At 57.2% G+C, this 21586-nt stretch carries 17 protein-coding genes; 10 read left to right on the top strand and 7 right to left on the bottom strand.

Going from position 1 to position 21586, the window contains the following annotated elements; all coding sequences use genetic code 11:
• Window positions 1-3: 3 nt before the first annotated feature.
• Entirely contained in the window at window positions 4-2121 is a 2118-nt protein-coding gene (rlmKL, locus tag V3W49_RS00745) for a bifunctional 23S rRNA (guanine(2069)-N(7))-methyltransferase RlmK/23S rRNA (guanine(2445)-N(2))-methyltransferase RlmL (protein WP_500143013.1), read from the bottom strand.
• Between the two features lie 109 nt (window positions 2122-2230).
• Between rlmKL and V3W49_RS00750 the strand changes: the two genes are divergently transcribed.
• Window positions 2231-3340, top strand: a complete 1110-nt coding sequence (locus tag V3W49_RS00750) for a YcbX family protein (protein ID WP_500143014.1) — start codon at window positions 2231-2233, stop codon at window positions 3338-3340.
• Here the strand turns inward: V3W49_RS00750 and V3W49_RS00755 are convergent.
• Both V3W49_RS00755 and pyrD read right to left on the bottom strand, forming a co-directional pair.
• Window positions 3337-3879, bottom strand: coding sequence for a cell division protein ZapC (locus tag V3W49_RS00755; protein WP_500143016.1), 543 nt, complete (start codon window positions 3877-3879; stop codon window positions 3337-3339). The genes V3W49_RS00750 and V3W49_RS00755 overlap by 4 nt on opposite strands.
• Window positions 3880-4050: 171 nt before the next feature.
• Window positions 4051-5061, bottom strand: a complete 1011-nt coding sequence (pyrD, locus tag V3W49_RS00760) for a quinone-dependent dihydroorotate dehydrogenase (protein WP_500143017.1) — start codon at window positions 5059-5061, stop codon at window positions 4051-4053.
• Between the two features lie 225 nt (window positions 5062-5286).
• Between pyrD and ssuE the strand changes: the two genes are divergently transcribed.
• From ssuE to ssuB, 5 genes are read left to right on the top strand one after another with little or no spacing between them, the layout of a single operon-like run.
• On the top strand, window positions 5287-5832 hold the full coding sequence (ssuE, locus tag V3W49_RS00765) for an NADPH-dependent FMN reductase (RefSeq protein ID WP_500143018.1): 546 nt from the start codon (window positions 5287-5289) through the stop codon (window positions 5830-5832).
• Window positions 5825-6790: a sulfonate ABC transporter substrate-binding protein gene (locus V3W49_RS00770; RefSeq protein WP_500143019.1), complete on the top strand. Its 966-nt coding sequence runs from the start codon at window positions 5825-5827 to the stop codon at window positions 6788-6790. Before ssuE ends, V3W49_RS00770 begins: the two co-directional genes overlap by 8 nt.
• A complete protein-coding gene (ssuD, locus tag V3W49_RS00775) occupies window positions 6787-7932 on the top strand; it encodes an FMNH2-dependent alkanesulfonate monooxygenase (protein ID WP_500143020.1) in 1146 nt (381 codons plus the stop codon). Before V3W49_RS00770 ends, ssuD begins: the two co-directional genes overlap by 4 nt.
• Before the next feature lie 11 nt (window positions 7933-7943).
• Window positions 7944-8729, top strand: coding sequence for an aliphatic sulfonate ABC transporter permease SsuC (gene ssuC / locus V3W49_RS00780; RefSeq protein WP_500143021.1), 786 nt, complete (start codon window positions 7944-7946; stop codon window positions 8727-8729).
• Entirely contained in the window at window positions 8726-9505 is a 780-nt protein-coding gene (gene ssuB / locus V3W49_RS00785; RefSeq protein ID WP_500143023.1) for an aliphatic sulfonates ABC transporter ATP-binding protein, read from the top strand. Before ssuC ends, ssuB begins: the two co-directional genes overlap by 4 nt.
• Before the next feature lie 43 nt (window positions 9506-9548).
• Here the strand turns inward: ssuB and pepN are convergent, their stop codons facing one another.
• Window positions 9549-12158 carry an aminopeptidase N gene (gene pepN, locus V3W49_RS00790; protein ID WP_500143024.1) on the bottom strand — a complete coding sequence of 870 codons (2610 nt, stop codon included), beginning with the start codon at window positions 12156-12158 and terminating at the stop codon, window positions 9549-9551.
• 267 nt (window positions 12159-12425) lie between these two features.
• On the opposite strand from pepN, the gene pncB reads away from it, so the two are divergent.
• From pncB to V3W49_RS00810, 4 genes are all read left to right on the top strand, one after another.
• Window positions 12426-13628 carry a nicotinate phosphoribosyltransferase gene (pncB, locus tag V3W49_RS00795; RefSeq protein WP_500143025.1) on the top strand — a complete coding sequence of 401 codons (1203 nt, stop codon included), beginning with the start codon at window positions 12426-12428 and terminating at the stop codon, window positions 13626-13628.
• A 158-nt stretch (window positions 13629-13786) separates the two neighbouring features.
• Window positions 13787-15187, top strand: coding sequence for an asparagine--tRNA ligase (asnS, locus tag V3W49_RS00800; protein ID WP_500143027.1), 1401 nt, complete (start codon window positions 13787-13789; stop codon window positions 15185-15187).
• Window positions 15188-15800: 613 nt separating this feature from the next.
• A complete protein-coding gene (locus V3W49_RS00805; protein ID WP_500143028.1) occupies window positions 15801-16889 on the top strand; it encodes a porin in 1089 nt (362 codons plus the stop codon).
• A gap of 199 nt (window positions 16890-17088) precedes the next feature.
• Window positions 17089-18279 (top strand): amino acid aminotransferase, encoded by a 1191-nt coding sequence (locus tag V3W49_RS00810; protein WP_500143029.1) that lies wholly within the window; start codon window positions 17089-17091, stop codon window positions 18277-18279.
• Window positions 18280-18373: 94 nt separating this feature from the next.
• Here V3W49_RS00810 and V3W49_RS00815 read toward each other — a convergent pair whose 3' ends face one another.
• From V3W49_RS00815 to ldtD, 3 genes are all read right to left on the bottom strand, one after another.
• A complete protein-coding gene (locus tag V3W49_RS00815; protein WP_500143030.1) occupies window positions 18374-19009 on the bottom strand; it encodes an MBL fold metallo-hydrolase in 636 nt (211 codons plus the stop codon).
• A gap of 38 nt (window positions 19010-19047) precedes the next feature.
• Window positions 19048-19596 carry a peptidoglycan L,D-endopeptidase MepK gene (gene mepK, locus V3W49_RS00820; protein ID WP_500143032.1) on the bottom strand — a complete coding sequence of 183 codons (549 nt, stop codon included), beginning with the start codon at window positions 19594-19596 and terminating at the stop codon, window positions 19048-19050.
• A gap of 190 nt (window positions 19597-19786) precedes the next feature.
• On the bottom strand, window positions 19787-21544 hold the full coding sequence (gene ldtD, locus V3W49_RS00825) for a L,D-transpeptidase (protein WP_500143033.1): 1758 nt from the start codon (window positions 21542-21544) through the stop codon (window positions 19787-19789).
• Between the last annotated feature and the right edge of the window lie 42 nt (window positions 21545-21586).

Genomic DNA, 21586 nt, shown 5'->3' on the forward strand with positions numbered 1-21586 from the left:
GACTCAATCCTTTACCGCATGGCGGATCAGCCAGCAGTTATGTATCTGACGATTGCGGGCGAAATCCTGCGACAGCGTATCGCGGGTGATCTCCCGGGCGCTGAGTCCCAGCGCCGCCAGCCCGTCAATATCCATACTGAAACCGCGTTTGTTGTTCGAAAACATAATAGTGCCGTCCGGCCTCAGCAGGCGCTTCAGATCCCGCATCAGTGAAATATGGTCGCGCTGAACGTCAAAGGCGCCCGCCATACGTTTGGAGTTAGAAAAGGTCGGCGGATCGATAAAGATAAGATCGAACTGCTCATCCGCATGGCGCAGCCAGTCCAGGCAATCCGCCTGCATCAGCCTGTGGGCGCGTCCGGTCAGACCGTTGAGTCGCAAATTGCGCTCCGCCCATTCCAGATAGGTGCGCGACATATCCACGCTGGTGGTGGAACGAGCGCCACCCAGCCCGGCATGAACGCTGGCGCTGCCGGTGTAGCAAAAAAGGTTCAGGAAATCTTTGCCCCGGCTCATCTCGCCAAGCATGCGACGGGCAATACGATGATCGAGGAACAGACCGGTGTCCAGATAGTCGGTCAGGTTCACCCACAGCCGGGCATTGTACTCCTGAATCTCCATAAAATCGCCCTTCTCGGCCAGTTTCTGATACTGGCGCTTCCCCTTCTGACGCTCGCGGGTCTTCAGCACCAGTTGGCCCGGCGCCAGTTGCAGCACTTCCATGGTGGCGCTGATGGCATCGAACAGGCGCTGACGGGCCCTGGCCGGATCGATATTCTTCGGCGGCGCATACTCCTGGATCACCACGCGATCGGCATAGCGATCGACAGCCAGGTTATATTCCGGCAGATCGGCGTCATAGATGCGATAGCACTCAATGCCCTGTTGCTTCGCCCACTTTTCCAGCTTCTTCAGGTTTTTGCGCAGGCGATTAGCGTAATCCGCCGCAATAGTTTGCGGCTCGGTTCCGGCCGGCATTTCGGCCAGCCGATAGTTTTTCTGTACGCACTCCAGCGGGCCATTCTTCGCGTGAAACTGGCGATCGGCCCGCAGTTGCAGGCAGTTCAGCAGATCCGGCGAGGCGCTAAACAGCGACAGCTGCCAGCCGCCGAAGCGGGCCTTCACCAGGCGCCCTAACTGGCTGTGCAGCGCAATCAGCGCAGGCTCGCTTTCCAGACGCTCTCCATATGGTGGGTTGCTGATAATCGTACCGCACGGCCCTTCCGGTAGCGGGTTGGTCAACTGCGCCACGTCACGCACATCAATCTGAATAAGCGAAGCGAACCCGGCGCGCCGTACTGCAGAGCGCGCCATCTCCACCACCCGACTATCGCGGTCGGAACCCAATAAACGGGCCTCATAGCCGTTCAGGCCACGCTGGGCCCGAACCTGAGCCTCGGCCACCACCGATTTCCACAGCTCCTCGTCGTGACCGCGCCAGCCCTGGAATCCCCAGTGCTGACGACGCAGCCCCGGCGCCCGATCGGTAGCGATCATCGCCGCTTCGATCAGCAACGTACCGGTGCCGCACATCGGATCGAGCAGCGGCGTACCCGGCTGCCAGCCGGAACGCAGTACGATGGCCGCTGCCAGGTTCTCTTTAATCGGCGCCTGGCCGGTACGATCGCGATAGCCGCGCTGGTGCAGGCCTTCACCGCTGAGATCCAGGGAAATGCTGGCCGTATCGCGAGAAAGCCGCACCTGAACCCGAAAGTCCGGCGATTCGCGATCCACCGTCGGGCGCGGCAGATTTTTGCGGGTAAAGGCGTCGACGATGGCGTCTTTTACCTTCATCGCGCCATACTGGCTGTTGCGGATGCTGTCATTCAGGCCACTGAAGTGCACCGCAAAAGTGCTGCCCGGCGCCAGCAGCGCTGTCCAATCGACAGACTGCGCGCCCAGATAGAGATCGAGATCGCTGTATACGCCGCATTCGCCCAACGGCAGCAGAATGCGCGATGCCAGGCGGCTCCACAGCAGGCTCTGGTACATCAGGCGGCTGTCGCCCTGATAATGTACCCCGCCCTGGACCACCCGGCACTCCCGGGCGCCCAGAGCTTCCAGTTCGCTTTTTAACAGCTCTTCGAGCCCACGCGCCGTGCTGGCAAACAGAGAATTCATATCGTCACTTATCTTTATAGAAAATTGCCGCGCATTATAGCTAATCTGAGACACATGTCATAAAGTTGCCTGCTAAGTTATTCCCTGATTCTCTTTCCCCGGAGGCGTCGTGCTCACTCTCTCCCGTCTGGCTATTCATCCGGTAAAATCGATGCGCGGGTTGCAACTGTCGCACACCCATGTCGGGCCAGGCGGGCCGGCATTTGACCGTATTTTTATGCTGACGGAGCCGGATGGTACCTTTATTACCGCCCGCCAGTTGCCGCATCTGGTGCTGTTTACCCCAACGCTGCTGCCGGAAGGGCTATGGCTGAACGGGCCGGATGGCAGCCAGTGCCAGGTACGCTTCGAGGATTTTCTGCCCCAGCCTTCTCCCACCGAAGTCTGGGGGAATCATTTTAGCGCCCTGATAGCCCCGGAGCCGGTCAACCGCTGGCTGAGCGCCCTTCTCCAGCGGGAAGTTCAGCTACGCTGGATTGGCCCTCAGCCGGATCGCCGGGTGGCGCGCCATCCGGAAGTGCCGCTGGCCTTTGCCGACGGTTATCCCTGTCTGTTAACCAGTGAAAGCTCACTCGACGATCTGCGCCGCCGCTGCCCGGCAGGCGTGGAAATGAGTCAGTTCCGCCCGAACCTGGTGGTGCGCGGCGCCGCCCCCTGGCAGGAAGATAGCTGGCGCCTGCTGCGCATTGGCGGTATACGTTTTCAGGTCGCCAAACCCTGTAGCCGCTGCATCTTCACCACCGTCAGTCCCTCTCAGGGCGTACGCCATCCCAACGGCGAGCCGCTGGCCACGCTTAAAGGCTTTCGCACTGCCGACAATGGCGACGTCGATTTTGGGCTAAACCTGATAGCGCTTGATAGCGGTATTATCCGGGTCGGCGATGAAGTGGAAGTGCTGGAAAGCGGCCCGGCCCGACGCTACGGCGCAGGCGATGAGCCGACAGCCGTCGCCGCTCCCTCAACCGCGCCTGTCGAAATCGCCCTGGAATGGAATGGCCGCCAGCTGCGTGGAAACAATCAGCAACCGCTACTCGATCAGCTGGAAAATCAGGGAATTCGGGTGCCCTGGTCGTGTCGGGCCGGGGTATGCGGCAGCTGCCGTATTCGCCTGTTGGATGGCGATGTCAGGCCGCTAAACGGAAAGGCGGTAGCCGATGACGGCACTATTCTGTGCTGCAGTTGTATACCGCAAAGCTCACTCAAACTGAGCGACGGTTAAACCGCCGCCCGGGATAGCGGCGTCTCCTGTTGCTGCAGGGGGCGCAGGCGATCGTTCATAATCTTGATGGCGTCGCCCAGTTGCATGGTGCGCCCCGCCAGATGCAGCCCTGGCTGAGCCAGCAGGCACAGCGACGCGCTGCTGCCGGCTTCCGCCACCAGCAGATTGACCTGTCGATTATCCTCGCTTATCCAGACGCAGGCGACATCCGCCGCCACGGGCTGCCACACCTCATGGTGGGTGACGAAATGCCAGCTTTTCGGCATCTGCGGCTTCAGAAAACGAATCGCCACCAGCGCATTCAGCACCAGCTCCGCGCGCTGCTCCCGGGAAATCGTCAGTTCGCGGCAGCGCTCCTCAAAAGAGAACCACAGCGCGGCATCGTCAACGCAAAAATCCGGTGCGTCGAAAGCATCCGGCGTCAACATTCGACGAGAATAACGCGAACGAAAGACCATGCCATTGGCCAGGTCGAGCATCATCCGATCGTGCTCTTCGTCGTAATACCAACGCCAGTTATCGTCCGGTTTAATCCGCATAATTTTAACCCTGTTCTATCCCACCAGCTAATAGCTAATATTAATGTCGCATTCCAATTTATTGTTCATTTAAGCAAAGACCAGAATGTCTAAATAAGCAACAACTGACAGAAATATAAAACAGCCAGGGCTAAAAATAAAGCCCTGGCGTTATCATGAGGTGTGAAAAGGTTAGATATGAGTAACAATTTCTTTAATTAGTGGCGGGCCTTTGAAGATAAAACCAGAATAAATCTGAATCAGCGTCGCGCCAGCGGCTATCTTCTCGCGCGCTGCCACTACGCTATCGATACCGCCAACGCCGACGATCGGCAAACGATCGTTTAATTCGGCTGCCAGCAGGCGGATAATTTCGGTACTTTTTAACTGTAATGGACGGCCACTTAATCCACCGGCTTCTTCGCAATATTTCATCCCGGAAACCAGGCTACGATCTAATGTGGTATTGGTGGCAATAACCCCATCAATATTATGGCGCAGGAGGCTATCAGCAACCTGGATCAATTCTTCATGAGAAAGATCCGGGGCGATCTTTACCGCCACCGGAACATATTTATGGTGCTGTTCCGCCAGTTGCTGCTGTTTATTTTTAATAGCGCTAAGCAGATCGTCCAGCGCTTCACCATACTGAAGGGTACGCAGCCCTGGCGTATTCGGTGAAGAAATGTTGATCGCGATATAACCGGCGTAAGGATAGACTTTTTCCATACAAATCAGATAGTCATCTTTACCCTGCTCTACCGGCGTATCTTTATTTTTGCCGATATTAATGCCGAGTACGCCATCGTAATGGGCGCGTTTCACATTCTCCACCAGATGATCGACCCCGTGGTTATTAAAACCCATACGGTTGATCAATCCCTCCGCAGCCACCAGACGGAACAGACGCGGCTTGTCGTTTCCCGGTTGCGGGCGCGGCGTTACGGTACCGATCTCGATCGAACCAAATCCCATCGCGCCCAGGGCATCGATGCACTCACCGTTTTTGTCCAGCCCGGCGGCCAGCCCCAGCGGGTTTTTAAAGGTCAGCCCCATACAGGAGACCGGTTTTGCCGGTACCTTCTGGCGCACCAGACACTCCAGCGGCGTTCCCGTCACGCGACGCAGCTGTTGAAAAGTCAATTCATGGGCACGCTCAGGATCGAGCTGAAATAACGCTTTACGAACGAAGGGGTAGTACATGAATTCTCCAGGATTCCCGTCAGGCAGACCGGGGCCGTATTATTATGCATCCGCGCTCTAATGTGAATTGACCTGTGGCAAAAAAGCCATCCCCTTCCGTTTTGGTTATGCATAAACCGGCAAACCAACTGCGAAAAAAGCATTTAATCCCGACGCCAGGCTCTGAGAATATCATTTCGTAATCAATTAACAGCTAAACCAAACTAATGGTTATAAGGAGAGCCCATGCGAGTGATAACCCTGTCCGGCAGTCCCCGTTATCCTTCCCGTTCCGGCGCCATGCTGGAGTACGCCCGGGAGACGCTTAACCCGGCGGATATCGAAGTATGCCACTGGCATCTGCATAACTTCGCGCCGGAAGATCTCCTGTACGCCCGCTTCGACAGTCCGGCGTTACAGACCTTTATTCAGCAACTCCGGGAAGCGGACGGATTAATTGTGGCGACACCGGTCTATAAAGCCTCTTTTTCCGGCGCGCTGAAAACGCTGCTCGATCTGCTACCCGAACGGGCGCTGGAGCACAAGGTGGTGCTTCCACTCGCAAGCGGCGGCACCCTGGCTCATATGCTGGCGCTGGACTACACCCTGAAACCGGTGCTTAACGCCCTGAAGGCTCAGGAGATCCTGCATGGCGTTTTCGCCCTGGATACGCAAATTAGCGACTATCAGCACCGGGCTGTCTTCGAGCCAACGCTGCGCCAGCGGCTGAATGATGCACTGGAAACCTTTCGACTACGAATCAGCCAGTCCCGGGAGGTGGCACATGCGTAAGCTGTTACGCAGGACGCTCTCCCTGCTGCTGATGCTGGGAGTAACGGCCAGCGCCGTTGCCGCGCCGAATGCGCCCGACCAGTTGCGGATTGGTTATCAGAAAGGCGCCGTTGGCATGGTGCTGGCAAAGAGCCATCGCCTGCTGGAACAGCGCTATCCTGGCACCCAAATCCGCTGGGTGGAGTTTCCCGCCGGGCCGCAACTACTGGAAGCACTGAATGTCGGCAGTATCGATCTGGGCGGTACCGGCGATATTCCGCCGATCTTCGCCCAGGCGGCCGGGGCCGATCTGCTCTATGTCGGAGCCGAGCCCGCTAAACCGCGCGCGGAAGTCATCCTGGTGGCGCAAAACAGTCCAATCAAAAGCGTCGCCGAACTCAAAGGGCGCCGGGTCGCGCTACAGAAAGGCTCCAGCGCCCATAATCTGGTACTACGGGCCTTGCAGAGAGCCGGGCTGCGTTTCTCCGACATTCATCCCGTCTGGCTGACTCCGGCCGATGCCCGGGCGGCCTTTCAGCAGGGTAGCGTCGACGCCTGGGCTATCTGGGATCCCTACTATTCGGCAACCGTACTGCACGGCGGCGCCCGGGTACTGACCGACGGTGAAGGGCTGGATCTGACCGGATCTTTCTATCTGGCTTCCCGGGAATGGGCCAACGCCAACGGCCCCTTCCTGCGCCAGGTGCTCGATACCTTTAGCCAGGCGGATGAACTGGTACGTAGCCAGCGCCAGCAGAGTATCGACCTGCTCTCCGCCACCATTGGATTACCACCGGCGGTGATCGTCCGCTACCTGGAAAATCGCCCGGTCATGACCATCCGCCCCGTTGACGCCGCGACCGCTGCCCGTCAGCAAAAGACCGCAGATCTGTTTTATGCCAACCGCCTGATTCCGAAACCGGTCGATATTCGCGATCGAATCTGGCACCCCACCGCACCGCAAGGAGAAAAACGATGAGTCTGAATATGTTCTGGTTTCTGCCCACTCACGGTGATGGCCGCTATCTCGGCAGCGATGAAAACGCCAGGCCTGTGGATCACGGCTATCTGCAACAGGTGGCCCAGGCCGCCGAGCGTCAGGGATTTAGCGGCGTGCTGATCCCCACCGGGCGCTCCTGCGAAGACGCCTGGCTGGTGGCCGCGTCGCTGATTCCGGTCACCCGTCATCTGAAGTTTCTGGTAGCGTTGCGCCCTGGCGTGGTCTCTCCTACGGTAGCGGCGCGCCAGGCGGCTACCCTGGACCGGCTTTCCGGCGGCCGGGCACTGTTTAATCTGGTGACCGGCGGCGACCCCGAAGAGCTGGCGGGGGACGGCATCTGGCTGGATCATAGCGCCCGCTATCAGGCTGCGGATGAATTTACCCATATCTGGCGCCGGGTGCTGGAAGGCGAAAGCGTCGATTACGACGGACGCCATTTGCAGGTCAAAGGCGCCCGACTGCTGTTTCCCCCGCTTCAGCAACCACGCCCGCCGCTGTGGTTTGGCGGCTCTTCGGCTCCGGCGCAGGCGCTGGCGGCAGAACAGGTTGACTGCTATCTCACCTGGGGCGAGCCGCCGGAGCAGGTACGGGAAAAAATCGCTCAGGTTCGGGAGCAGGCAGCCGCTCACGGGCGCCATGTGCGCTTCGGTATTCGTCTGCATGTGATCGTGCGTGAAACCAACGACGAGGCCTGGCAGGCCGCGGAGCGCCTGATTTCCCGGCTGGATGACGACACCATCGCCCGGGCCCAGGCCGCTTTTGCCCGCAGCGACTCTGTTGGGCAGCAGCGTATGGCAGCGCTGCACGGCGGGCAGCGCGACCGGCTGGAGATCTCCCCTAACCTGTGGGCCGGTGTCGGCCTGGTGCGTGGCGGCGCCGGTACGGCGCTGGTGGGCGACGGCCCCACCGTAGCGGCGCGGATCCGTGAGTATGCCGACCTCGGCATCGACAGTTTTATTCTCTCCGGTTATCCCCATCTGGAAGAAGCATACCGCGCTGGCGAACTGCTGTTCCCGCACCTGGACATCGCGCGCCCTCACGCAGACGAAACGCCGAAAATCCAGGCTTTTGGCGAGACCGTCGCTAACGATTTCGTTCCGGCTCGTGCCGCGGAAAGCTAAGGAGGCCATAGATGGACAAAAAAAGCCGACTCAACGGGATACTGCCCTGGATACTGCCACTGATGTTACTGCTCGCCTGGCAGATAGCCTCCGCCAGCGGCTGGCTAAGCACTCGCGTCTTTCCTTCACCGGAAGGCGTGGTGAACGCCTTCTGGCAACTGTGCGTCAGCGGCGAATTGTGGAATAGCCTGGCCATCAGCTGCTGGCGGGCGCTGCTCGGCTTTACCATTGGCGGCGGGTTGGGTCTGGCGCTGGGTCTGATAAGCGGCCTGTCCCGCACCGGCGAACGCCTGCTGGACAGTTCCATTCAGATGCTACGCAATGTGCCGCATCTGGCCCTGATTCCGCTGGTGATCCTGTGGTTCGGCATCGACGAAACCGCCAGGATATTCCTGGTGGCGCTGGGCACAATGTTTCCCATCTATATCAATACCTGGCACGGCATCCGCAATATCGACCGCGGCCTGCTGGAGATGGCGCGCAGCTACGGCCTTTCCGGTTTCAGCCTGTTCAGTCAGGTGATTCTGCCGGGCGCCCTGCCTTCAATTATGGTGGGCGTGCGCTTTGCGCTGGGGCTGATGTGGCTGACGTTGATTGTGGCGGAAACTATCTCCGCCAGCGCCGGTATCGGTTATCTGGCCATGAACGCCCGGGAGTTTCTGCAAACGGATGTGGTGGTGGTTGCCATCATTCTGTACGCGCTGCTCGGCAAACTGGCGGATGTCAGCGCCCGACTGCTGGAGCGCATCTGGCTGCGCTGGAATCCAGCATATATCACCAGACAGGAGGCACCATGAATACCGCTCGCCTGAATCAGGGACTACCGCTGCTGTTGAACGGCGTCGCTAAACGCTATGCCGATAACCCGGTACTTAACGATCTGGATCTTCACATTCCCGCTGGCCAGTTCGTGGCCGTGGTGGGCCGTAGCGGCGGTGGTAAAAGCACCCTGCTGCGCCTGCTGGCCGGGCTGGAATCCGCCAGCGCCGGCGAGCTGCTGGCAGGCAACGGCCCGCTTAGCGCAGCGCGGGAAGAGACCCGCCTGATGTTTCAGGATGCCAGGCTGCTGCCCTGGAAATCGGTTATTGATAACGTCGGGCTGGGGTTGAAGGGAGACTGGCGGCCAGCCGCCCGGGAGGCGCTGGCGGCGGTAGGGCTGGAGAGCCGCGCCACCGAATGGCCTGCCGCCCTGTCCGGCGGCCAGAAACAGCGAGTGGCGCTGGCCCGGGCGCTGATCCATCGTCCGGCGCTGCTGTTGCTGGACGAGCCGTTGGGTGCGCTGGACGCCCTGACCCGTATCGAAATGCAGGGACTCATCGAAACGCTGTGGCTGGAACACGGTTTTACCGTTCTGCTGGTGACCCACGACGTCAGCGAAGCGGTCGCTATGGCCGACAGGGTACTGCTGATCGAGCATGGCAGGATCGGGATGGATCTGACTATCGACGTGCCGCGCCCACGCCGCCACGGTTCGCCGCCCCTGGCGGAGCTGGAAACCCGGGTACTGGATCGGGTGATGGCCCGGGGGCATAAGGAAGAAGAAAAACCGACGCGCCGCCGCGCCGGGCAGTAAAAGAGAGGGAGGGAGCCATCGGTTCCCTCCCTCTGTCTGACGATCAGGCCAGCGCCTTGTCGATCTTCTCGCCGAGATCCCGGGACAGATTCTCCAGCCCCTGCAGCTGTTCCAGCGCGCTGCGCATCAGCCCCTGACGGCCGCTGTCATAACGCTTAAAGCGGATCAGCGGCTCAATCAGGCGCGACGCCACCTGTGGATTACGGCTGTTGAGCTCGGTCAGCATCTCGACCAGGAACCGGTATCCGCTGCCATCCTGCGCGTGAAACGCCGCCGGATTGCCGCTGACGAAAGCGCCAATCAGGGAGCGGATCCGGTTGGGGTTGCCCATTGAGAAGCTGCGGTGGTTCAGCAGCGCGCGTACCTGCTTCAGCACATCGTCCGCAGGGCTGGTGGCCTGTAGAATAAACCACTTATCCATCACCAGACCGTCGTTATGCCACTTGTCGTCGTACTCCGCCAGCAGACGCTCACGGCACGGCAACTGTGCCGCTACCGCCGCGGACAACGCCGCCAGCGAGTCGGTCATATTGTCGGCATGGTACTGGGCAATTACCCGTTTTTCCGCCAGTTCCGGTTCGCCAAAAGCCAGATAGTGCAGGCAGACGTTACGCAGCGCCCGCTTGCCGATATCATCGTGATCGACGCGATACTGCTTCAGCGCCATGGCGTTATATATTGCCAGCAGCTCGTCCGCCAGTTCGTTGGCCAGTACCCGGGTCAAAGACTCATGCACTGCGGCAATCGCGCCCGGATCGATGGTGGTAAACAGCTCCGCCATCTCGTTCTGGGACGGCAACGTCATAATCTCCGCCGCCAGCGCCGGGTCGATCTTCTCATCCAGCAGCACGGCGCGGAAGGCATCGGCGATATGCTGCGGTACCGAAAGCGGCTGCCCCTGCTGGTGGCGCGCCACGTTAAGCTTAATCACATTGGCCAGCAGGCTCTGAGCCGCATCCCAGCGTGAAAAATCGTTGCGGGCATGGCGCATCAGGAAGGTAAGCTGGCTATCGCTCCATTTATATTCCAGCTTCACCGGCGCGGAAAATTCACGCAGCAGCGACGGAACCGGCTGGAAATAAACATTATCGAAGACGAAGGTCTGCTCCGCCTGAGTCACATTCAGTACGTGGTGTACCGGATGGCCATTATGCTGCAGCGCAATCACCTTGCCTTCGCCATCGTACAGTTCGATATCGAACGGAATATGCAGCGGCTGCTTATCCTGCTGATCCGCAGTGGGCGGCGTATGCTGCTTAATAGTCAGCCGGTACTCTTCGGTTTCCGGATTATAGTCATCGTGCACGGTGACGACCGGCGTACCGGACTGGCTATACCAGCGGCGGAAATGAGAGAGATCGATATTGGAAGCATCCTCCATCGCCTGCACAAAATCGTCGCAGGTCGCGGCGCTGCCGTCATGGCGTTCGAAATAGAGCTGCATTCCTTTCTGGAAGTTTGCTTCCCCCAGCAGGGTGTGCAGCATACGAATCACCTCTGCCCCTTTCTCGTAGACGGTCAGGGTATAGAAGTTATTCATCTCCACCACTTTTTCCGGACGGATCGGATGCGCCATCGGGCTGGCATCTTCAGCGAACTGCATACCGCGCATGGTACGCACGTTGCTGATACGATTAACGGCCCGCGAGCCCAGATCGGAACTGAATTCCTGGTCGCGGAACACCGTCAGTCCCTCTTTCAGGCTGAGCTGGAACCAGTCGCGGCAGGTCACGCGGTTACCGGTCCAGTTATGGAAGTATTCATGGCCGATCACCCGCTCGATGTTCAGGTAATCCTTATCGGTAGCGGTTTCCGCCCGGGCCAGCACGTACTTGGAGTTAAAGACGTTCAGACCTTTATTTTCCATCGCGCCCATATTAAAGAAGTCCACCGCCACGATCATATAGATGTCGAGGTCGTACTCCAGGCCGAAACGGGTTTCGTCCCACTTCATGGAGTTTTTCAGCGAGGTCATCGCCCAGTCGGCGCGATCGAGGTTGCCGCGATCGACATAGAGTTCCAGCGCCACTTCACGGCCAGAGCGGGTGGTAAAGCTATCGCGCAGCACGTCGAAGTCGCCAGCGACCAGCGCGAACAGATAGCAGGGTTTCGGGAAAGGGTCCTGCCACTGAACCCAATGGCGCCCGCCATCCAGTTCCCCCTGATCCACGCGGTTGCCATTAGACAGCAGGAAGGGATAGCTGGCTTTATCGGCGATAATTTTAGTGGTAAATCGCGCCAGAACATCCGGCCTGTCCAGATACCAGGTAATATGGCGGAAGCCTTCAGCTTCGCACTGGGTACAGAGCGCCTCGCCGGACTGATAGAGCCCTTCCAGAGCGGTATTGGCCGCCGGGCTAATTTCGTTAACCACCGTCAGCGTAAAGCGATCCGGCAAATTGTTGATAACCAGCGCCCCTGACTCCAGCGCATAATCCTGCCAGGCGTTGCCATCTACCTGCAGCTCAATCAGGGTCAGATCTTCGCCATCCAGACGCAGCGGCGAGCGATGGCTGCCCTGGCGCTGAACCTGACTTACGGCGGTCACCCGGGTTTTTTCGGCATCCAGTTCAAAGGTCAGGTCGATATCTGTAATCGAAAATTCCGGCGCCTGGTAATCATGGCGATATTTGGCTTGTAGCTGTTGAGTCATAAAAAACCTTTTGCATCGTCCGTAAGTTATCCCGCCTCAGTCTATTCCTGTTGCGCGGATGTTGCCATGGCGAATCGCTCAGTTGCGCATCGCCCGCACCAGGTTTATACATTTACGCAACACGCGGCACAAATTGCCCTCGACCCGATGCGGTGGTTGTGTTGTGATTCTGGTTCAATAAAACGATAATCAGGGTATACTCCTGCGTCTTTATCTGACCAAGCCATAGATGGAAACGCTTCCTGTGAGAGGATGCCGCTACGCGCCATGACACGATACGCTTCCCCGATATTGCAAACGCTGCTGGATACTGATGCCTACAAGCTTCATATGCAGCAGGCGGTCTTTCACCACTACTATGATGTCGATGTCGCTGCGGAGTTTCGCTGCCGGGGTGACGATCTGCTGGGCATCTACGCTGATGCCATTCGCGAGCAGGTCGACGCCATGCAGCATCTCGCCCTGACGGATGACGAGTTTAACTGGCTTTCCGGGCTGCCCTTTTTTAAAAGCGACTACCTGGCGTGGCTGCGCGATTTTCGCTACGACCCGGAACAGGTGGAAATCCACAATCAGAACGGCAAACTGGATATTCGCCTGCAGGGCCCCTGGCGCGAAGTCATCATGTGGGAAGTGCCGCTGCTGGCGGTGATAAGCGAGGTGGTGCACCGCTTCCGTTCACCGGAAATCACCGTTTCTATGGCGCTCGACCACCTGGAAAATAAGCTGCGCGACTTTTCGCAACTGACCGAATCCCTGGACATGAGCCAGTTCCGGCTGATGGATTTTGGCACCCGGCGCCGCTTTTCCCGCGAAGTGCAGCAGGCCATTGTCGAACGCCTGCAGCAGGAGCCGTGGTTTATCGGCACCAGCAACTACGATCTGGCCCGCCGTCTGCGGCTAACGCCAATGGGCACTCAGGCTCACGAATGGTTCCAGGCGCATCAGCAAATCAGCCCCGATCTGGCCAACAGCCAGCGCGCGGCATTGCAGGCCTGGCTGGACGAATATCCCGATCGTCTGGGGATTGCTCTGACTGACTGCATCACCATGGATGCCTTCCTGCGTGATTTTGGCCATGAGTTCGCCACCCAATACCAGGGGCTGCGTCACGACTCCGGCGATCCGGTTCAGTGGGGCGAAAAGGCTATCGCCCACTATGAAAAACTGGGTATCGATCCCATGAGCAAAACGCTGATCTTTTCCGACAACCTCGATCTTGAGAAGGCCGTCGGACTGTATCGCCACTTCGCCTCCCGGGTTCAGTTAGGGTTTGGCATCGGCACCCGGCTGACCTGCGATATTCCCGACGTGAAGCCGCTGAATATCGTGATTAAACTGGTGGAATGCAACGGTAAACCGGTTGCCAAGCTTTCCGACAGCCCCGGAAAAACCATCTGCGAAGATAAAGCCTTCGTTCGCGCGTTGCGTAAAGCTTTCGACCTTCCCCGGGTACGCAAAGCCAGTTAGTTCTGTAAAAGCAGGGGCCCCCGCCCCTGCTTTTACGCGATTTTATCGCCGCCCTCGTGATTTCTGCTTGTCTGGCAAGCTCCAACAGGTAACATAGATAACCCCCCTGTATCAGGGGCAAACTTATTGTTATTGACCACCAAATTAGAGAGAAAACTATGAGCGTTGTGCCTGTAGCCGACGTACTCCAGGGCCGCGTCGCCGTTGACAGTGAAGTCACCGTGCGCGGATGGGTACGGACACGTCGAGATTCAAAAGCTGGTATCTCCTTCCTCGCCGTTTATGACGGCTCCTGCTTTGATCCTGTACAGGCCGTCATAAATCATTCTCTGCCGAATTACGAAAGCGAAGTACTGCGTCTGACTACCGGTTGCTCCGTTATCGTAACCGGCACCGTGGTGGCCTCGCCGGGCCAGGGGCAGAGCTTCGAGCTACAGGCAAGCCGCGTCGACGTCGTAGGCTGGGTTGAGGATCCCGACAGCTACCCCATGGCCGCCAAGCGTCACAGCATCGAATATCTGCGTGAAGTGGCACACCTGCGTCCGCGCACCAACCTGATTGGCGCTGTGGCCCGCGTTCGCCATACTCTGGCACAGGCGCTGCACCGCTTTTTTGATGAGCAGGGCTTCTTTTGGGTTTCGACTCCGCTCATTACCGCTTCTGATACCGAAGGCGCCGGCGAGATGTTCCGGGTTTCCACGCTGGATATGGAAAACCTGCCGCGCAACGATCGGGGCAAGATCGACTACGACAAGGACTTCTTCGGCAAAGAGGCCTTCCTGACAGTTTCCGGGCAGCTAAACGGTGAAACCTACGCCTGCGCGCTGTCGAAAATCTACACCTTCGGCCCGACTTTCCGCGCCGAAAACTCGAACACCAGCCGCCACCTTGCTGAATTCTGGATGCTGGAACCGGAAGTGGCTTTCGCCAGTCTGGACGATGCGGCATCGCTCGCAGAGGCCATGCTGAAGTACGTCTTTAAGGCGGTACTGGAAGAGCGCCGTGACGATATGGAATTCTTCGCTCAGCGTGTGGATAAAGAAGCGATCGAGCGTCTGGAACGCTTCGTCGCTGCCGACTTTGCGCAGGTTGACTACACCGATGCCGTCGCCATTCTGGAAAAATGCGGCGAAAAATTCGAAAATCCGGTGTACTGGGGCGTGGATCTGGCCTCTGAACACGAACGCTATCTGGCCGAAAAACACTTCAGGGCGCCGGTGGTGGTAAAAAACTACCCGAAAGACATCAAAGCATTTTATATGCGTATGAACGACGACGGTAAGACCGTTGCCGCAATGGACGTGCTGGCGCCGGGTATTGGCGAAATCATCGGCGGTTCCCAGCGAGAAGAGCGCCTTGATGTGCTGGATGCCCGCATGGAGGAGATGGGCCTCAATAAAGAGGACTACTGGTGGTATCGCGACCTGCGTCGCTACGGTACCGTGCCACATGCCGGTTTTGGCCTGGGCTTTGAGCGTCTGATCGCCTATGTCACCGGCGTTCAGAACGTACGTGACGTGATCCCCTTCCCCCGTACGCCGCGTAACGCTAACTTCTGATTGTCACCACTACTGATAATCTCAGGCCGGCTTATGCCGGCCTTTTTATTGACCAGAGTCAATCCTAAGCACTAACCAACCGGTCTAATTGCTCACAACATCACACAATTTTCAAGCCCCTTACCATCGCCATCAGTTACTAAATATTTCATCAATGAAAACATATTTACCACATTTGGTTAATATAGCGTCCCTCAACGGCAACAATCAGGTAGCACACATAGCTTAAAATGCAACAGCGCGACAGGCTCAGGAAGTGACTCATACTGACAAACAATCGTCTGAGAAAAACAGAAATCCATCACCCAAAAACCCATAAAAAAGCAATATAATCAAAAATATAAAAACAAAAATCCTGTTGTACACCAGTGTTATGCCAGAATTTTGAATCGCTTCACAAAGTTCCCAAAAATACACATTTTGTTACACACAGTATCTACTAGATACTCTTTATTGATATTGGTAGCACATTCAAACTAGCGAAACGGTACCCCCGATGGAAATATGCTTTCCAGACACAGAAAGACACCAAATCTCTCATCAATAATTCTGTACGGAATTGTTGACGGCAGTGGCAGGTGTCCATAAAAAACACCAATGAGGGTAATAAATAATGATGAAGCGTAATCTCCTTGCAGTGGTTATCCCTGCCCTGTTAGCAGCAGGTGCGGCTAACGCAGCAGAAATCTATAATAAAGACGGCAACAAACTGGATCTGTACGGTAAAGTCGCCGCCGAGCATAAGTGGACGAATAATTCCAGCAACGACAGCAATGACGGCACCTATGCTCAGCTGGGTTTCAAAGGGGAAACGCAGATCAATGATATGCTGACCGGTTACGGCCAGTGGGAATACCGTATGTACGCCAATGAGCCGGAAGGCGAGCAGACCAATAAAACGCGTCTGGCCTATGCCGGTCTGCGTGTTGGTGACTACGGCTCTCTGGACTATGGTCGTAACTACGGTATCGTCTACGACGTAGAAGCCTGGACCGATATGTCTCCGTCCTACTCCGGCGAAACCTGGGCAGGCAGCACCGACACCTATATGACCAACCGTACCGCAGGCGTACTGACCTACCGTAACAATAACTTCTTCGGTCTGGTTGACGGCCTGCACTTCGGCATTCAGTACCAGGGCAAGAACGAGCACGATAACATCAAGAACCAGAATGGCGACGGTTTCGGCTTCTCCCTGGGTTATGACTACGAAGGTTTCGGCATTATCGGTGCCTACAGCAAGTCCGATCGTTCTACCAAACAGTCTGCCGACGGTCTGGGCGACAACGCAGAATCCTGGGCAACCGGTCTGAAGTATGACGCCAACAATATCTACCTGGCGGCCGTCTATTCCGAAACCCGTAATATGAACTACCTGTCCAAAGGTGCTAACAGCACGTTCATCAACAAGACTCAGAACTATGAGCTGATTGCTCAGTACCAGTTCGACTTTGGTCTGCGTCCGTCCGTTTCTTACGTGAAGAGCAAGGGTAAGGATCTGCCGGTTGGTGCCAACGGCTACACCGATGCCGATCTGGCTGAATACGTAACCGTAGGCGCCTCCTACTACTTCAACAAGAACTTCAGCGTATACGGTGACTATCGTATCAACCTGCTGGATGAAAACGACTTCACCCGTACTTACGGCAGCTTCGTCGGTACCGACAACCAGTACATGCTGGGCGTTGCTTACCAGTTCTAAAAGCAGTTCGGATATAAAACCAACAACAGACGTAACCACCTCATTTTGAACAGGGCCTCGGCCCTGTTTTTTTATGGGCTGGAACCATTTGTCACAGAGTTTGATGTCCGCCGCTCTTTTTCCTGCTAACGGTTGGCATTTTGTTGATCAGCCGTTAACCTGATAACGAATTCCCTTCTGATACCAATGGAACCTCGTCATGTTTGAAAACATAACCGCAGCCCCAGCCGATCCCATTCTTGGACTGGCCGAACTTTTTCGTACCGACGATCGCCCGAACAAAATCAACCTCGGTATTGGGGTATATAAGGACGAAACAGGTAAAACGCCCATTCTGACCAGCGTGAAGAAAGCAGAACAGTATCTGCTGGAGAATGAAACCACCAAAAACTACCTGGGGATTGACGGCATCCCGGAATTTGGACGCTGCACCCAGGAGCTGCTGTTTGGTAAGGGAAGCGCGATTATCGACGCTAAACGCGGCCGCACGGCCCAGACGCCGGGTGGAACCGGTGCCCTGCGCGTGGCCGCCGATTTCCTGGCGAAAAACACCAGCGTCAAGCGCATTTGGGTCAGCAATCCCAGTTGGCCTAACCATAAAGGCGTTTTCAGCTCCGCCGGTCTTGAAGTGTGCGAATACGCATACTACGACGCGCAAAACCATACCCTTGATTTCAACGGCCTGCTGGCCAGCCTGCAGAACGCAGAAAAAGGTGATGTCGTACTGTTCCACGGCTGCTGCCACAACCCCACCGGTATCGATCCGACGCTATCACAGTGGGAAGAGCTGGCGAAGCTGTCACAGGAAAAAGGCTGGCTGCCGCTGTTCGACTTCGCCTACCAGGGCTTTGCCCGCGGTCTGGAAGAGGATGCAGAAGGCCTGCGCGCCTTTGCTGCCCTTCATCAGGAGCTGATCGTCGCCAGTTCTTACTCTAAAAACTTCGGTCTCTATAATGAGCGCGTCGGCGCCTGTACGCTGGTCGCGGCAGACAGCGATCAGGCCGATCGCGCGTTCAGCCAGATGAAGTCCTGCATTCGCGCCAACTATTCCAACCCGCCGGCTCATGGCGCATCCGTTGTGGCAACCATCCTCAGCAACGACGCGCTGCGCGCTATCTGGGAGCAGGAGCTAACCGATATGCGTCAGCGTATCCAGCGTATGCGGCAGCTGTTCGTTAACACCCTGCAGGAAAAAGGAGCCAATCGCGACTTCAGCTTTATCACCCGTCAGAACGGCATGTTTTCGTTTAGCGGTCTGACCAAAGATCAGGTACTGCGCCTGCGCGAAGAGTTCGCCATCTATGCCGTCGCCTCCGGGCGCGTTAACGTTGCTGGTATGACTCCCGACAATATGGCGCCGCTGTGCGAGGCCATCGTAGCCGTGCTGTAATCGCCCGTCATAAAAAAACGCCCCGGCCGCTTTGCTGCCGGGGCGTTTTTTATTCAGCGAGATAACCTGCCGTCGTGGGCAGCGTTCCCCGGGATCAGAGCCCCTGCAAAAACGGATTGTGCAGTCGCTCTTCTCCGAGCGTCGAGAGCGGGCCATGGCCGGGAATAAAAGTAACATCATCCCCCAGCGGCAGCAGCTTATTACAAATAGAAGCGATCAACTGGCTGTGGTCGCCACGCGGGAAGTCACTGCGCCCAACGCCCCCTTTAAAGATCACATCGCCGGAGATAAGCCTGCGCGAAGCCGCATCGAAAAAGACGATATGGCCTGGGGTATGCCCCGGGCAGTGCAGAACCTGAAGCGTAACCTTACCCACGGCAACGGTATCTCCTTCTTCCAGCCAGCGATCGGGCGTCAGCGGTTGACACTCATCAAGCCCGAACATGCGACTCTGCTGCGGCAGCCCCTGAAGCCAGAACTCGTCCTCTTTCTGAGGGCCGATGACCGGCACCCCATAGTGCGCCGCCAGCTCCGCCGCAGCGCCCACATGGTCAAGATGACCGTGTGTCAGCAGGATCTGAGTGACCGAAACGCCCTTCGCGACCACCTCTTCCTTGATGCGCCCGGCATCGCCGCCTGGGTCCACCAGCGCCGCCAGTCGGGTTTCAGGACACCATATCAGCGAACAGTTCTGAGAGAACGCCGTAACCGGAATAATGTGATAGTTCATACCGCTCCCATTGTGCCCGTTACCGGGCCTTTCGTTAATTACCAGTGCCTTACCGGCCCGGTATCAATATGCACAAAGTTGCTACGTGGGTAGTATCCTACACCACCGGCGCGCATAGATAACGCGGCTTTGCGGATATTGCTTAACGAAATGCCTTCGATGTGGAAATCCATCGCCTGGCCTTTGGTGTGGTAACTGTGCTTCGCCACGCCCGAACTGCGGGCACGCAAACGGTTATTGGTCACAGGTGAACGATAACCGGAAATTAACTGCACCGGTTTACTGGTGCCCAGCATCCCCTGAAGGCGATAGAGCTGGTCAAACAGTCCGGGGTCAATCATTTTGACTTTGTTGGCGCGAAAATCGCGGAAGAAATGGTTTAAGCGACTCAGCTCATCCTGAATGTAGTGTCTGCCGTCGAAAAATTCGGCTTTGATCGTTTCTCCGGTGTGGAGATTGTTCATGGTCAGGATGCGCGGACGCGGCGTAGAGAGTGTGGCAAATGCAGAGGTCGGCAAGATGGCTACACCCAGGGCAGCCCCCCCCAACGCCAGCAATTTGCGGCGGTTAGCGTCGAATTTATCCATGATATCCGGGTCTACAGGTAAAAATAAAAATGGAACAATAAATATGCACTTCTAGCGCATTCAGACGCACCTTAACCGCCAAAACTTAAGACGTCAAGATAGCGCCAGCCCATGTCCTGCGGGCTCTGTAGCGATTCGAGCCCGCGAATGACATAAGTTTACGACAGTTAATTTATTAGAATTACTGCATTTACTGGATGAGCTTTTGCGCTTTTGCCAGGATTTGTGCGCCCGATCGCGCAGTGAGATCGTAATTGTAAATATCTGTTCGAAACGCGGTCCGTCCATCGTTATCGACAAAAGCGGTCAGATAGTAAAGATTTACCGGAATGCGCTGACGGATATTCACGTAACGAGTATTCCCTTCCTGCAGCGCAGAAGAGACGCGCGCCTGATTCCAGCCGGCGTCCTGCAATAGCATTCCAGCCAGCTCAGAAGCCTTATTGACCCTGACGCATCCTGAACTCAGCGCCCGCTCGCTCTTGTTAAACAGCGAGTGATTCGGCGTATCATGCAAATAGATGGCATCCGAGCTTGGCATATTGAACTTATAGCGGCCTAATGCATTACGCGGCCCCGGCGCCTGCTGGAAGCGGAATGGCAGATTCGATGGGGTAATCGTCGCCCAGTCCACCTGCCAGGGGTTAATCGCAGCGTTACTGTTCCAGCCCCTCAGCACCTTGTAGTTATGGCGATCGAGATAGCCGGGATCGCGCCAGACCTTTGGCAGGATATCTTTGCGCGCCATGCTCATCGGCACGTTCCACGGCGGATTTACCACCACGTTATTCAGCGCGCTGCTCATCATCGGCGTCCTGCGGTCGGGACGCCCGACAATCACCTTTGATGCCAGCGCCAGATTACCGTCCAGATAATAAACCAGCGAGTAATCGGGAATATTGACCAGAATGCCGGTACGGGTTTCCGCAGGCAGCAGGCGCAGCCGCTGAATATTCAATGCCAGCAGGCTGGCGCGCTGGCGCGGCGTAACGTTAAGCCAGTAACGCGTCGACGGCCCGATGACGCCATCCGCACCCAGCCCCTGCCATACCTGGAATCGCTTCACCGCCGCCACCAGTTGCCTGTCGTAGGACTGACTGGCGTCAGAAGGTCGGGAAGAGCTCACCGCCCCGCCCTCGTCCAGCATCCCTGAGTTACGCAGAATCTGGCGCAGCGCCGGAACATCGCGGCTCAATTCGCCGGGGCGCAGCGTTCTGCTATCGCTTAACTGTGGCCACGGGCGCTTATCTTCCAGCAGCCGACGCAGTGATTGATGCATCTCGCTGTACCAGGGATGCTGGGGCGTCAGCGATTCCACAAATGGCGCGACGCGATCGCTATCGACCGCCAGCTGCCACTGGTTAATCACCGACAGCGGCGGCAGCGACATCTTCCAGGCGCTCTCGCTGTATAACCAACGATTGCCCTGATCTGGCATAGAAGCGATAAAATACAGATATCCCAGCAGCGCGTCGGAAAGCACCACATCACGATCCATTCCCTGAACCTCAGGATCGGTCAGTTTTTCGACCCAGGCGCTGAATCGCGGATGAACGCCCGCCATCGCTACTTCCGCCAGCTGTTGTTCAAAGGAACGAACCGCCTGAGCGTTATCCCACATGGGTTTCATATCACGCGCCACGTAAAGCTGTGCCAGGGCGTCGGAATAGAGCGGCGTATAGCCGGACGACAGCACGGACTGCAGGCGGGCGCGATTATCGGCCGCCGAGGTGTCGGCCTGAGCTGGCTGGCTGCCGTACAGCGCAGCCATAGCCGGCGATGCCGGCGCGGTCTGCATTAGACCGGGATGTTCCAGGGTCGTTTCACTACCATCGGCCGGTACCACAGCGGGTTCATCGGCCAGAGCGCCGGTTAGCGGCATCAGCCCCAGAGCCAGCGCCACGGCCGCAGCCAGCTGTCGGCGCCCCAAAAAGTTCATAAGCAACATCCCTTGCCCCCTAATTAATTGCCTCTGCGTCAAAAGTGACAG

The organism is Rosenbergiella sp. YN46, assembly GCF_036620675.1.
Taxonomy (GTDB): Bacteria; Pseudomonadota; Gammaproteobacteria; order Enterobacterales; family Enterobacteriaceae; genus Jejubacter.